Source organism: Sorangium sp. So ce381 (genome assembly GCF_051473845.1).
In the GTDB taxonomy this organism is placed as follows: Bacteria; Myxococcota_A; Polyangia; order Polyangiales; family Polyangiaceae; genus Sorangium; species Sorangium atrum.
In genome coordinates this window covers 8,006,408-8,019,769 of record NZ_CP150336.1, presented here as the reverse complement: position 1 = coordinate 8,019,769, position 13,362 = coordinate 8,006,408, and the positions used below count along the sequence as shown (strand labels likewise).

10 protein-coding genes are annotated in these 13,362 nt (G+C 70.4%); 7 read left to right on the top strand and 3 right to left on the bottom strand.

Translation table 11 applies throughout. From position 1 onward, the window contains the following. Positions 1 to 46: 46 nt before the first annotated feature. On the top strand, positions 47 to 2,131 hold the full coding sequence (locus WMF29_RS29610; protein ID WP_437323495.1) for an FG-GAP-like repeat-containing protein: 2,085 nt from the start codon (positions 47 to 49) through the stop codon (positions 2,129 to 2,131). Between the two features lie 198 nt (positions 2,132 to 2,329). On the opposite strand, the gene WMF29_RS29605 is transcribed toward WMF29_RS29610, so the two are convergent. After that, positions 2,330 to 2,815, bottom strand: a complete 486-nt coding sequence (locus WMF29_RS29605) for a hypothetical protein (protein WP_437323494.1) — start codon at positions 2,813 to 2,815, stop codon at positions 2,330 to 2,332. Between the two features lie 616 nt (positions 2,816 to 3,431). On the opposite strand from WMF29_RS29605, the gene WMF29_RS29600 reads away from it, so the two are divergent. Both WMF29_RS29600 and WMF29_RS29595 read left to right on the top strand, forming a co-directional pair. Further along, positions 3,432 to 3,815, top strand: a complete 384-nt coding sequence (locus WMF29_RS29600; protein WP_437323493.1) for a hypothetical protein — start codon at positions 3,432 to 3,434, stop codon at positions 3,813 to 3,815. Between the two features lie 33 nt (positions 3,816 to 3,848). Next, positions 3,849 to 5,243: an EGF domain-containing protein gene (locus tag WMF29_RS29595; RefSeq protein WP_437323492.1), complete on the top strand. Its 1,395-nt coding sequence runs from the start codon at positions 3,849 to 3,851 to the stop codon at positions 5,241 to 5,243. Positions 5,244 to 5,594: 351 nt separating this feature from the next. Here the strand turns inward: WMF29_RS29595 and WMF29_RS29590 are convergent, their stop codons facing one another. Then, entirely contained in the window at positions 5,595 to 6,329 is a 735-nt protein-coding gene (locus WMF29_RS29590) for a hypothetical protein (protein ID WP_437323491.1), read from the bottom strand. A gap of 140 nt (positions 6,330 to 6,469) precedes the next feature. Further along, a complete protein-coding gene (locus tag WMF29_RS29585) occupies positions 6,470 to 7,717 on the bottom strand; it encodes a sigma-70 family RNA polymerase sigma factor (protein ID WP_437323490.1) in 1,248 nt (415 codons plus the stop codon). Positions 7,718 to 7,950: 233 nt separating this feature from the next. Here WMF29_RS29585 and WMF29_RS29580 point away from each other — a divergent pair, with 233 nt between their 5' ends. From WMF29_RS29580 to WMF29_RS29565, 4 genes are all read left to right on the top strand, one after another. Further along, positions 7,951 to 9,012 (top strand): hypothetical protein, encoded by a 1,062-nt coding sequence (locus WMF29_RS29580; RefSeq protein ID WP_437323489.1) that lies wholly within the window; start codon positions 7,951 to 7,953, stop codon positions 9,010 to 9,012. A gap of 40 nt (positions 9,013 to 9,052) precedes the next feature. After that, on the top strand, positions 9,053 to 10,168 hold the full coding sequence (locus WMF29_RS29575) for a hypothetical protein (RefSeq protein WP_437323488.1): 1,116 nt from the start codon (positions 9,053 to 9,055) through the stop codon (positions 10,166 to 10,168). Positions 10,169 to 10,283: 115 nt separating this feature from the next. Next, the gene (locus tag WMF29_RS29570; RefSeq protein ID WP_437323487.1) at positions 10,284 to 11,399 is read left to right on the top strand and encodes a hypothetical protein; all 1,116 of its coding nucleotides are present in this window, start codon (positions 10,284 to 10,286) and stop codon (positions 11,397 to 11,399) included. 681 nt (positions 11,400 to 12,080) lie between these two features. Next, positions 12,081 to 13,268 carry a DUF6544 family protein gene (locus WMF29_RS29565; RefSeq protein WP_437323486.1) on the top strand — a complete coding sequence of 396 codons (1,188 nt, stop codon included), beginning with the start codon at positions 12,081 to 12,083 and terminating at the stop codon, positions 13,266 to 13,268. Positions 13,269 to 13,362 lie beyond the last annotated feature (94 nt).

Genomic DNA, 13,362 nt, shown 5'->3' with positions numbered 1-13,362 from the left:
GGCTCGCGCGGCAGCCCCCGGCTTCAACAAAAACAGAGGACAAACCATGAGCTATCGCAAGAGCTCTCTTCTCGGCTGTCTGGCGATCCCTGCTTTCACCACCCTGCTGCTCGCGAGCTGCACCAGCGCCGGCCCCTCCGCGGCCGACGGCGATGACAACGAGGATGCGGGCGGCCAGGGCTGCCTGGCCGTGAACGCGCCGTGCGACCCCACGGTGCCGTGCTGCGACGGCCTCACCTGCCAGAGCGGCACATGCACCGATGTGAACGAGTGCGCCCTGGACACCGACAACTGCGACGCGAACGCGGCGTGTACCAACACGGCAGGCTCCTTCACCTGCGCTTGCAACGCAGGGTACTCCGGAGACGGCGTGACGTGCACCGACGTGGACGAGTGCGCCCTGGGCACCGACGACTGCGACGCGAACGCGACGTGCACCAACGCGGCAGGCTCCTTCACCTGCGCTTGCAGCGCAGGGTACTCCGGCGATGGCGTGACGTGCACCGACGTCGACGAGTGCGCCTTGGGCACCGACGACTGTGACGCGAACGCTACATGCATCGATACATCGGGCTCCTTCACCTGCGCTTGCAACGCGGGGTACTCCGGTGACGGCGTGACCTGCACCAACATCGACGAGTGCGCCGAGAGCCCATGCCAGAACGGCGGGACCTGCATCGACGGCATCAACGGCTACACCTGCGCGTGCTTGCCCGGCTTCACCGGCGACAACTGCGAGACCGACATCGACGAGTGCGCCGAAAGCCCGTGCCAGAACGGCGGGACCTGCGTCGACGGCATCAACAGCCACACCTGTGAGTGCTTGCCCACCTACGAGGGGACCAGCTGCGAGGCGTGCGAAGGCACCCTGGCGGACTGCAACGGGCTCACGTCCGACGGCTGCGAGGTGAACCTCCAGAGCGACCCCTCCCACTGCAACGCCTGCGACAGCGCGTGCGCGGCGGGCCAAATCTGCTCGAACGGCGGCTGCCAGGACCCGCCCTCCGGCCAGGTCCCCGGCACGCCGATCACCGTCTCCGTGCCCCACAACCCGCTGGCTCCCGCGGTCGCCGATGTGAATAACGACGGCAAGCTCGACGTCTTGGTGGCCAACGCCGAATCCGGGTCGTCGACGACCCCCTCCGGGTCGCTCTCCGTGTTTCACGGCAACGGCGACGCGACCGTCAAGTCGGAGCTCTACACCACGGGCGCCCCGCTCTCCAGCAACGCAGTCGTGGCGGTGGACGTGGACGGCGACGGGTGGCTCGACGCGGTCACCGTCGACGGCCAGACCAACCTGCCCAGCAGCAACGGGAGCATCAGCGTCTACCGGAACCTGGGCCCGAGCGCGCCAGGAACCCTCGGCGCGCCGACGAGCTTCACCACCGGCACCCCGGGCTCCGTCCACCTCTGCGCCGGGGACTTCGATCACGACGGGGCGGCCGACATCGCCACCACCAGCGTGACCCTGAGCCAGGTGAGCGTGATGTTCGGCACCGGCACGGGCAGCTTCGGCGCGCCCACGCTCATCTCCATCGCGGCCACCGGGGGCGTGCAGTCGAGCATCGCCTGCCGTGATCTGAACGGCGACGGCTCCTCCGATATCGTGGTGACGAGCCCCGGCTCCGCGCGCCTGTCGATCCTCCTCAACCAGGGCAACGGCTCGTTCGCCGCGCCGGCCGCCTACACCAACTCCGCCAACGGCCAGACGGCGGGCATCGCCTTCGGCGACGCCGATGGGGACGGCAAGCTCGACATCCTCTCGAACGGCGCGGCCGGCCGGTACCTCTTCTTCTTCAGAGGGAACGGCGACGGCACGTTCGCGAGCGGCGTTCAGTCCACCGCGTCGTCCAGCGCGATCGCCAACTCGGCGCTGGGGGTCGTGGCCAGTGATTTCAACGGTGATGGGAAGCTCGACGCCTACATCCTGGTCACCACGTCATCGGGCGGCGTCCGCCCGATGACCGGCAACGGCAACGGGACCTTCAGCGCGGGCTCGGTCGTCCCGACCGGCACCTCGCCCGGCCCCAACGCCATCGCCGTCGCGGACCTGGATGGCGATGGGTACGACGATCTCGTCCTGACCAACAGGGGATCCGGCACCCTCAGCGTGGTCCCCAACGGACTCTGAGCCGCCTGATCGCCCTTATGCTGCGTGTCGTCCGGGAAGTCTACTGACGACATCGGCTGGACTGGCACGTAGCAGTCCCGGAAGCTCGACGGAGTGACTCACGCTCTCCCCCCTCCCGCAGGCACGTCGTAGGACGTCTGCGAGGCGGGGGGAGAGAGGGAGGGGATCACTTCCTGGACCCCCGCCGCTTGGAGGCCGTCAGGGGCTCGCCTTCGCGCGGCGGCCGGTGAAGGTGTCGGAGGCGATGGGCTCGCCGGTGTCGGTCGAAGGGTCGAGCGGATCTTCCCCGTCCTCGAAGGTGCGCACGACGAGGGAGCCGGCGATCTCGTCGCAGCCCTGGCCGACCGTGTCGAGGACGATGTCGATCCGGGCCGTCGTCATCAGGGTGTTGTCCTCGTCGTAGACGAAGGCGAACAGGGCGCCTCGAGCGCCGTCGTGGCCTACCTTCTCCCAGCTCCCCTGCTGGTTGGAGAAGTTGTAGAGGGGCTGCGTCGAGGTGGTCCCGAAGAAGGACCCGTCGGCCGCGAACGTCCAGAAATCCCTGGCGCCGCCCCCTTCCGAGATCAGGTAGGTCCCGGCGCACCTGGAAGGGAAGCCGCCGGCCAGCGTCGGCGCCGGCCGGAGCGTGAGCCCGAGGGCCGCGAGCGGGAGCAACGAGAGAGCAAATAGGAGCTTTTTGCGCATACGTTTCGATCCTTTCCACGGATCGGTGCGCGTGCTCTCGGCGCGTCCTCGCGCCAGGGCGCCGCGACAGGTCCGTTCAAACGAGCGTGGAGAAACTCTCTCTTATCTCACGGCAGCGACGCCGCCGGAAGCTCTTTCGGTGCGGAGAGCCAGGGCGCGGACGACCGATGGTAGAAATGCCTATTCAGGTACGCGCAATCGAACGCCGTGATCGGCGTGGCGCTGTCGCCCTGGCCCGCCTCGGCCGCATCGCCGAGGCCCGCGTCGCCGGCTGCCAGCTCGCCGCCGTCCTGCCCCAGGTCTCGCGGGATCCCCGGGCCGTTGTCAACCGACTGACAGCGGACCAGGCCCTTGTCGATGAGCTCGTGGAGGCGCTCGCGCTCGCAGGGCTCGGTTGAAGAGGGGACGGCGGCGTAGCACGGCCGCGGCCGCTCGTGCCGGTGCGGCGCGCCCCCGCGGTGGCCTGCACCTGCCTCGATATCGAGCGCTTGCAGGACGCCTGAGCCGCGCTCGGGCGGCGGAAGCCCGGCGAGCTCGCCGCCCGCACGGCTCGTGATGTGCCGTTGGCCAGCCGTCGATCGCGGCGGATTGCGCGGGTCGCGACCGAGGATCTGTCATGAGCGATATCGCTCGTGCACGAACGGCGGCGTCTGTCCGCGAACAGCGCCGCCCGCGCATGAACGGCAGCGTCCGTAAGAGCTCTCTTCTCGGCTATCTGGCGATCCCGGCGTTCTCCGCGCTGTCGGTCGCGAACTGCGCCAGCGCCGGCCCCTCCGCGGCCGACGGCGACGACGAGGCCGCGGGCGAGGCCCATGGTGCGCTCACCCCCGAGCAGTGCGACTACGTCGACGTCAATGGGACGGTCCAGCTCTGTCACAGGACCGGCTCCGCGACGAAGCCGTACACGATGATTCGCGTCAGCAGGCGGGCGTGCATCGACGACCACAGCGCCCACGCCGGCGATTACGTGACGAGCCTCGACCCGAGCTCGCCGCTCTAGGACCCGACCTGCAGCGGCCAGGGCTGCCTGCCTGTGGGCGCGCCGTGCGACGCCACGGTGCCGTGCTGCGGCGGCCTCACCTGCCAGAGCGGCACGTGCACCGACGTGGACGAGTGCGCCCTGGGCACGGACGACTGCGACGCGAACGCCGCGTGCTCCAACACGCCGGGCTCGTTCACCTGCGCCTGCAACGAGGGATACGTCGGCGACGGCGTGACGTGCGTCCTGCCCGGCTGCGGCAACGGCTTCGTCGAGGCGCCTGAGGAGGTCTGCGACGATGGAAACCAGACCGCCGGCGACGGTTGCCGCGCGGACTGCAAGGGCCTGGAGGTCTGTGGGGACGGCTTGACCGACTACCCCACGGAGCAATGTGACGACGGTGACGACGCCGATCCGGCCGACAGCTGTCACAGGTGCCAGTGGCTTGCGATCACGAGCGTGCCCGCCCGGAAGATCAACGGCGCCCTCTCGTGCCCGAACAGTGAATTCTCGAACACAGGGCGCAAGATCTCCAGCGATGTGTTCGGCAACGTCTACGTCGTGATGCTCTGTGGGGGTGAGGCCTTTGCGGTCGTGAGCCGGGATTTCGGCCAGACCTGGAGCGCGCCGATCTCGACCGGCCTCACCGGCGTGTTCGAGGCGGCGATCGAAGGCGGCGCCGGCAATACCGCGTACGTCGCGGCGACCCGCGGCTCCGGCAAGCTCGGCTTCACGCGCTCGACGGACGGCGGCGCGAGCTGGGAGGCCGTCCAGGAGCTCGTGGAGCCCATCGTCGACGCGGAGGTGAGCATCGACTCGCTCGGACAGCGCGTCTACATCTCGGTCGTCCCGGCCGCCGGGCAGCTCCAGATCCTGCGCAACGATCAGGGCGGCGACTCCGGTGCGTGGGCCTCCACGACCATCGCCCAGTCGAGCGCTTTCCACGAGGTGATCGTCGACAAGATCAGCGGCGCCGTGATCTCGGCGTCGGACGACCCTGCTTTCCACATCCGCACGAGCACGGACGGCGGCGTCACCTTCGGCCCCGAGGCCAACCCCCCCGGGCAAGCATTCTACTCGGACTGGGCGGGCTCGAACGGGCTCCTTTACACGACGGGCACCTTCGGCGGCACGGACATCGACATCATCCCCCTCTCCGCGCCCGGGACATCGACCCAGGTGAAAGGGCTCCCCGCCAACGGTCCTGACCCCCTCCGCGCGATCGACGCCGATCCGGTCGGCAATGCGTACGTCGTCAGCCAGCTCAACGACGAGAGCATCCAGCTCGACCGCATGGTGTACCCATCGGGCGTCATCTCGGCCGCGGATGCCCGGCTGATCGCGCCGGCCGGCGCGGCGCCGGGCGTCGCGGGGCTGCCCAACAGCCAGGGGGCAATCGTCGTGTTCCGCAGCCGGAGCGACATCTACGCCGCGGTCGAGGTCTACTGACGAGACCGGCCGCACTGGCACGTAGCGGTCCCGGACAGTCCCGGAAGCGCAGAGGCCGTCAGGGGCTCGGCCTCGCGCGCCGGCCGGGGCGGCGGTGAGCCCTCTTCTGCGTCGAGATCGCCTTCCCTGGCGCACAGTCACCCGCTTCAAGGCTTGAAATGCCCGACTCGGTCGCCGAGTTGGCCATTTCAAGGCTCGAGACGGCCCACTGGGCCGCCCAGTCGGCCGTCTCAAGGCTTGAAACGACCCGCTCGGCCGCCGAGTTGGCCCTTTCGAGCCTTGAAAGGGCCAACTCGGCGACCGAGTCGCCCGCTGCAACGCTTGCATCGAGCGTTGCAGCGGGCCGTCGGCTCACGCCTCCGGCGAGGGCCCCGGCTGGGCGGCGGCCGGCGCCGTCGGCGCGGCCGGCTGGCCCGGCGGGACCGCGTCGCTGACGCCGGACGCGCGGTGGATCTCGGCCAGGTCGTCGAAGATGAGCGGCAGGAGCTCGGGCTTGCCGAGGTGGGCGAGCAGCCCACGGACGAGGCTCTTGTTCGCGTTGTAGACACCAAGCCAGGCCTCGCGCGCGGTCGACACCTCGGGGCCGAGCTCGAGCCGCTCGACGCGCGTGGCGCGCTGCTGCCGCTCGATGATCCCGAGCTTCTCGTGCGCCTCCCGGAGCTCGGCCAGCCACATGTCCGCGCCGCGGACCTTGTCGCGCTGTCTCTCGAGCTCGTCCGCGATGTGCCCGACCGCGGCGGTGAGCTTCGTGAGCCGCCGGCGCGCGAGGACGCTCGGCGCCTCGCCGCGGAAGAACAGCCGGGTATCGACCGGCCTCCCCTTGAGCGAGTCGAGGTAGGAGGCGAACCGCACGACGACGTCGCGCGCCTCGTCGAGCACCTCGGCGGTGTCGAGCTCCGGCGCCGGCTTGGGCTGGCGGTCGAGGACGTCGGACATCGCCTGATCGGCGAGGAGCTGCTTGCCCATCGCGAACTCGACCATGCCGTCGAGGGCAGCGACCTTGCCCATCAGGACCGCGGCCATCTGCTCGCGCGCGAACTTCCCGTAAATCTTCGTCTCGAAAGGATCGATGTAGGGGTCTGCCATAGGCGCCTCCTTGGGTTGAGCAAAACGCGCCGATGCTGGCAGAGCTCCTCGGGCCATGGCAATGGCTCATTGCCTCATCGGCATGGAATGGCACGAATCGGACGCTCAGCCGGGCTGACTGACCTGGCCGCAGTCCCGTTTCAGTCGCGGCGCGCCACCGCTCGTAGCCGCTGCAGGAGCACCTCGCGATCTCCGGCGTAGGAGCCCTTCGGGAAGTCGCGCCGGTGTTGCTCGAGCAGGAGCCGAACAGCGCCGTATTCACCGGAGGTGAGCGCCGCGAAGGCCTGCCGCATCAACCGGTCCTCCGGCATCGAGACGGCGGCGTCGCGTCGAGGAAGGCTGTGCGGAGCGCGCGGAGGCGCCGCGTCGGGGCGCAGCGCTTTGAGGGCGCCGGTGGGCGGCTCCTCGGGGCGAAGCGCCTTGAGGGCGCCGGTGGGCGGCTCCTCCGGGCGCAGCTCCGGGCCTGAGGGCAGGGCGCTGCGGCGCTCTGTCGCGGCCGCTGGGGAGCGCAGCGCGACGGCGTGAGCTTGCGGCAGCGGGCTCTCGCTGCGCGGGCCCGGGACCAGCAGGACGAGCGCGCCCGCCACGGCGGCCACGGCGCCGGTCGCGGTGCTGGCCACGCTGCGTCTGCCGGCCCTCCGGGCCAGGAGCGGCCTGCGCCACGAGCTCGCCGCGGGGCCGGCCTCGCCGCGAGCCGGCGCGCGCCGGAGGGCCCGGCAGGCCCGGTCGAGCAGCCGCCGCAAACGGCCTTCGTGGAGAGGCCGCGAGGCGGCGCGCGCCTCGAGCGCGCCGAAGGCGATGGCGAGCGGCGCGATCAGGGCGCCGCGGCCGTGGCTCCGGGCCCGCCAGCGGCGCGCGGCGGCGACGAGGCTCTGCCGCGCGAGCCGGAGGTGATTCCATGCGGTGTTGCGCGGCATCGCGCGCTCCTCGGCGATGTCCTGGACCGCCTCCTCCTCCAGGTCATGCGCGACGAGGATCTCCCGGCGCATCGGGGGCACCTCCAGGAGCAGATCCGCGAGGAGCTCGCGCTGCTGCGCCTCGATGAGCCGTGTCTCGGAGTCAGGCGCTGGGCTGGAGAGCCCGTCCAGCGCCTCCTCCGGCCAGGGCTCCTCGTGCCGGCGATGGGCGCGCTTGCGCTCGTTGGAGATGTGGTTGAACGCGATCCGCAGGAGCCAGGTGCGCACGCTGGCAAGGCGGGGATCGTACCGGGGGAGCGACCGTGAGGCGCCGAGGAAGATCTCCTGGAGCAGGTCGTCCCGATCCGCGCCGCGGAAGCCCTGCCGCTCCACGTAGCGGCGGACGAGATCCAGGTGCTCGGCCATGATCGCCTCGATGGTGAGCGGCGGTTGATCGGCGGCGGTGCCCGTCGTGCGAGACGATTTCCTCATGCCAGCGTAGTTACCTGGTGACCTCGTCGGCCATTTGAGAATCGACATGCCGCGCTGAACCGAGCCAGGCGCGCGGCGTTCGAGTGCGCGCGGCCCCCTCGGCGCGCCGCGCAGCAGGACGAGCATTCTCGCGGCGCGACCAGAATTGCCTGACGGTAGAGCCGATTCCGTCGTTTTCTCCGGACCAAGGTGGCTTGACCGAAACGAGACTCGCCACGTAGTATGCCGCGGAGATGGCGTCCACAGGACGGTTGCTCCTCGCGGTGGCCGCCGCGTCTGCCGTGTGGAGTCGCGTGGCGGTGGCCGCCGGGGAAGGTCCTTCTGCTGGACCGTCCGGCGCGGCCACGATGCGCTCCGAGGCAGAGGAGGCGTTCGCCCGGGGCGATCGGGCGCGGCGCGCGGGGCGGTGGGAGGACGCGGAGGCGTCGTATCGCGCGGCGTGGAAGGCGGATCCGCGGCCGGAGTTCGCGGGGGAGCTCGGGCTTTCGGAGCTCGCGCTCGGGCGGCCCCGGGACGCGGCGGAGCACTTGAGGGAGTCGCTGCTGTATCCGGAGACGCTCCAGCCGGCGGCGGAGCGGCGCTTCCGGGCGGGGCTCCAGAAGGCGGAGCGCGAGATCTCGTCCGCGACCGTCGCGGTGAGCCGACCCGAGGCCGAGGTGTTCATCGACGGCCGGCGGATCGGCCGCGGACAGGGCATGTATTTCGTCTATCTCGAGCCGGGGCGGCACGAGGCGCGCGGCAAGCTCGATGGGTATGTCGACGACGTTTATCCGTTCGAGGCGCAGCGGGGACGGGAGTCGATGGTCGGCCTTCACCTGGAGCCCAAGCCTCCGCCGCCTGCTGCGCGTGCGCCGGTCGCGGCGCCGGTGGCGCCTGTGCCGGCTGCGCCTGCGCCGGCCGCGGCGCCCGGGGGGCCGCCGGCGGGTACGGTGTTCCGCATCGGTGGGTTCGCGCTCGCGTCGGCCGGTGTTGTACTGGGCATGAGCTTCGCCGTGGCAGCGACGGTGCGCGACGAGGAGGTGGAGGCGCAGGCCGCTCAGATCCGCCAGGACAACGGGGCGGCGGCATGCGTGTCCAAGGCCTACGCCGAACGATGCGGTGTGCTGCTCGAGATGAGCGACGCACGCGACACAATGAAGGTCGCGGCATGGGGGAGCTTCATCGGCGCCGGCGTCGTCGGTGCGGTCGCGCTCTCGTCGCTCCTGTGGGCGCCGGTTCCGGGAAGGCGCGCCGTGCGCGCGGCGCCGCTCGCGGCGGCGCATGGCGGGGGCGTGATCTTCTCCGGCAGCTGGTGAGGCTGCGCCGGAGCCGGAAGGAGCGGTGCTGATGCGGAGCGTGCGGCAGAGAAGGCTGGCAGGGCTTTGGCTCCTCGGCTTCGGAGGGGCGGCGGCGGCCAGCGGGTGCGGCGGCGCCGGGGCGTACGACTGCGCGGAGGCGGTCACGTGCGAGATCTGGAACGACGACGGCACCAGCAACGGGCACTGCTGGGGGCAGTGCGTCCACGCGCCGCCGGAATCCTTTGGCGAGCCGACGCTCGTCTGGACGGGGCCCGAGGTGCTCGCGCCGGCGTCGTGCGCCGAGCTCGTGCGGATCGTCCCCGGGACCGGCGAGCGGATCCCGTTCGGTGGCGCCACGCGGACGCTCTTCGCGCGGGCCATCCCGGAGCCAACGCACGGCTGCCCGGCGTGCGCTTGCACGGCGCCGGCGTGCGCGCTCCCGCAGACCGTGACGGCGAAATCGATCGAGGCGTGCGGAGACGGCAGCACGGGGACGCAGACGTCGTTCCTTCTGCCGGCAGGCTGGGACGGATCGTGCATGTCGCCCGGCACGGTGACGGCGGAGCAGCTCGGCTCGCTCTCGATCGGCCCGGCGATCTGGGAGCCGTGCACGCCGATCGTGGCCGACGAGCCCCCGCAGCCCCTCTCGGGAGGCGTGGGCGAGGTCGCCGTCGGGTGCAGCGGTGTGGTGGAGAGCAAGCTGTGTCCGGACGAGGCGGAGCTCTGCATGCTCGAGCAGCAGCCGGCCCATCTGCCCGACGGCTGGCGCCACTGCATCGTCGGGAGCGGCATTCTCGGCTGCCAGCAGCCCGAGGGAGGGGCGGACCCTCGGAAGATCTTCTCGGACAGGCTGGGGGTGTTCTACGAGGACCTGGTGACCGCGCCCGCGTGCTCGCCGTGCACCTGCGAGGCGCCGGCGACGAGCCGGTGCGAGGCGCTCGTGGTCGCCTGGGAAGATGCCGCTTGCAGCGACATCCTCGTCGGCGCCGATGTGGCCGAGCGTGGGATCTGCCTGGTTCCTGAGCCGACCTCCAGCTTGGCCAGCGTGAGCGCAACGTGGCTCTCGAACGAGCCCGGGACGTGCAAGCCGACGCGCGGTGAACCCATCAAGGACGATGTGGTCGCCAGGGCCAAGACGGTCTGCTGTCTGCCGAAGGCGCTGGAGGCGCCGTGAGGGCGTGGTCGAGAATACGGGCGGGCGGCGGGCGCGCCGCCGGCGGCAGGAGCCAACCGAAGGTTCAGGGGGTAGGGGCTCCTCGGGAGCGCGTAGGGAAGGCGGTGAGGTCGCGATGACTTGGAACGGAAGAGGGTGGCTCCTGCGCGCGTCGATCTCGCTGTCGCTGGGGAGCCTGGGCGGCGCGCTGGTCGCGGCCGGCTGCGGGAGCGCGGAGCCGCCGTGCGGCGAGCCGTGGAATCCCTGCCTCATCACCAACGAGGACGGCACGAGCAACGGCGTCTGCGGCGGGAAGTGCGTGATACAGCCGATGGACAGCTTTCACAAGCCGATGCTCCTGTGGATCGGAGACGCTGACGACCCCGAGCCGGCGTGCGAGGACCTCACCGGCTTCGACCTCCAGAGTCGCGACACGGAGCAGATCGCCCCGAGGACGTCCTTCCGGTTCCGGACGCTGCTGTCGGGCGACGAGCCCTGTCCCACGTGCAAATGCAGCGTTCCGTACTGCCGCATGCCTGGGATCGTGGCGGCGCACTCGGACGCCTCGTGTGAGAACACCCCCGCGGAGACGCTCCGGCCGTTCAATCCGCCCTGGAACTGGCAAGGCGAATGCACGTCTCCGGGGACCGTGCCGGCAGAGGAGTTCAGCGCGATCTGGATCGCGCCGGTGCCGGATGGCTCGTGCACGCCGTCCGCCGAGGGCGAGCCCTCTCCGCCGAAGAGCCCTGCGAAGATTGCGGTCGCGTGCAGTGGCGTCGTGTGGAGTAATTCGTGTCCGGAGATCGGCGACGTGTGCATGGTCAACCAGCAAGAGACCAACGTGCCCCCCGGGTGGCGGTACTGCATGATCGCGCAGTACGAGGGGCCTCACGAATGCTATCCGCCCGCCGGTCCCGGGGAGCGGCCCAGGTTCTCGGACAAGCTCACCTTCTATGACCGGGACCTCACGCGGGGCTGCGCGCCGTGCGTCTGCGTGCCCAGCCACACGCCGAGGGAGTGCGTCGCGCGGGTGAGCGCCTACTCGGATCGCGCGTGCAGCGAGGGCGCGCTCCTCGGGACGACGACGGTGACGGAGGGCGGGGCGGATCGCTGCCTGCTTCCCGAGGAGGATGGTGCGGCGCTCGGCAGCATCCGCGCCGAATGGGACGTCAACGAGCTGGGGCTCTGCGAGCCGGCCGGCGGCGAGCCGCGCCCGACGACCGTCTGCTGCCTGCCGGAGCCCGCCGGATGACGTGGCCGTGAACGGCGATGGCCACGCGGACGCGGTCCTCTTCAATCCCCGCAGGCTGCACGCGGCGGTCTCCCTCGGCCGCTTCAAGGCTTCTTGCGGGGGCGTCTTTCCCGAACCTTGAACAGCACTTCTTGTATCTCGGCCTTCTGGCCGAGGCCCGAGCTCTCTTGCCAGCGCCATGCGGCACCACGGGCCGGCGCCGGGATGCTTCGCTGCACCGGAAGTTGTCGACCTCATGGATTCTCTGTTCGGACCAGACTGGAAGCGCGCGGCGCGGCAAGCCGAGTTCTACGCGCGCTCTCAATCGGTGGCCAGACGGTGCGTATGACATTGGCGACCGACGCAAGCAGCGGTCCACGTCAGTCGACGTGGGACGGTACCATGCGGTGGTGACATCTAACGCCTCGATTGCGAGCTTCGTCAGCAGCGTCCGCAACACCTCGTCGAAGTTGAGCCCAGGAGCAGCGGCGACGGCGAATGGGCGCGCAAGATCTGCGTGGACGGCGGTCGGGCTGCGCGTCTCGGTGCTCGGTTCGGCGCGAATGGACCGCGCCCTCGGCGTCGCTCCTGGTTTGGCACGCGTGCTGCAAAAGTAAAAATGAGCACGTGAGAGACGGAGTCGTCCGCCTAGGACCAGGCGACGGCTGGGCGCAGCAGGCGATTCCGAGAAAGAGGCACGTCATGCGGCTCGGATTGGCGATCCTGATCGCGCTCCACGGCGCGATTCACCTCATCGGATACCGCGAGTGGTCGAAGCTCGCGGCCGCCGGTCAGCCGAGCGATCGCACGCTCGTGCCCCTCTCTCCCGCAGGCAGTCGAGCCTTCGCCCTGCTCTGGCTCGCGGCGCTGCTCGTGCTGCTCGCCGCGGCAGCGCTCTGGGTCCTGCGGCGCGACGCGTGGGGGGCGCTGGCGTTCTCCGGCGTGCTCCTGTCCCAGGGCCTCATCGTCCTCGCGTGGCCCCAGGCGAAGTTCGGGACGCTCGTCAACGTGCTCATCCTCCTGGCGATCGTGTCCGTTGCCAAACACACACGCTTCCACCACGAGGTCGATTCGGAGGTCCGAGCGCTGCTCGCGCGCCCCGTCGAGCCGCACGCCTCCAGCGTCGAGCCCTCCGAGATCGAGCACCTGCCCGCGCCGGTGCGCACCTGGCTGGAGGCCTCGGGCGTCGTCGGCCGGGAGAGGGCTCAGACGGTCCGGCTGAAACAGCGCGGCGAGCTCCGGACCAGCCCCGACGCCGCCTGGATGCCCGCGGAAGCCGAGCAGTACTTCTCCGTCGACGAGCCTGGGTTCGTCTGGAAGGTCACCACGGCGATGATGGGCATCCTCCCGATCGACGGCCGCGACAAGTACGCCGCTGGCAAGGGCCAGATGCTCATCAAGGCGGCGTCGCTCGTCAACCTCGTCGACGCGGCCGACGAGAAGATCGACCAGGGGGCCATGCTGCGATTTCTGGGAGAGATCGTCTGGTTCCCGTCAGCGGCGCTCCGCCCCTACATCGCGTGGGAGTCTATCGACGCGACGAGCGCGAAGGCGACGATGCGGCACGCAGGGAAGGTCGCGTCGGCGGTGTTCACGTTCGATCCGCAGGGGCGCGTGGTCGGGCTCCAGGCAGAGCGTTATCTCGGCGGTGGCGCGGACGCGAAGCTCACCCCCTGGTCCGTGTCGTGCTCGGACTGGCGCACGTTCCGGGGTATCCGGATTCCGAGCCAAGGGGAGGTCCTGTGGAAGCTCGAGAGCGGGAGTTTCAGCTACTACCGCTGGGAGATCCTCGACGTGGAGCACAACCCCGAAGGGCCGTACCGGGAGGGCGGCGCTCGCGCGCCTGCCGAGCTCGGGACTTCCGCGTCATTCCCGAGTGACCACCTCTAGAACATCGATCAGCTTGGAAACCCGAGAAAATAGCCGCCAAGACGCCAAGGACGCCAAGAAGACAATAAAATCTTGGCGTCCTTGGCGGGCTTGG

Excerpts from the sequence above, each read along its gene's own strand:
- WMF29_RS29610 (WP_437323495.1), top strand. The coding sequence starts at position 47 with ATGAGCTATCGCAAGAGCTCTCTTCTCGGCTGTCTGGCGATCCCTGCT.
- WMF29_RS29605 (WP_437323494.1), bottom strand. The coding sequence starts at position 2,815 with ATGCGCAAAAAGCTCCTATTTGCTCTCTCGTTGCTCCCGCTCGCGGCC.
- WMF29_RS29600 (WP_437323493.1), top strand. The coding sequence starts at position 3,432 with ATGAGCGATATCGCTCGTGCACGAACGGCGGCGTCTGTCCGCGAACAG.
- WMF29_RS29590 (WP_437323491.1), bottom strand. The coding sequence starts at position 6,329 with ATGGCAGACCCCTACATCGATCCTTTCGAGACGAAGATTTACGGGAAG.
- WMF29_RS29585 (WP_437323490.1), bottom strand. The coding sequence starts at position 7,717 with ATGAGGAAATCGTCTCGCACGACGGGCACCGCCGCCGATCAACCGCCG.
- WMF29_RS29580 (WP_437323489.1), top strand. The coding sequence starts at position 7,951 with ATGGCGTCCACAGGACGGTTGCTCCTCGCGGTGGCCGCCGCGTCTGCC.
- WMF29_RS29570 (WP_437323487.1), top strand. The coding sequence starts at position 10,284 with ATGACTTGGAACGGAAGAGGGTGGCTCCTGCGCGCGTCGATCTCGCTG.
- WMF29_RS29565 (WP_437323486.1), top strand. The coding sequence starts at position 12,081 with ATGCGGCTCGGATTGGCGATCCTGATCGCGCTCCACGGCGCGATTCAC.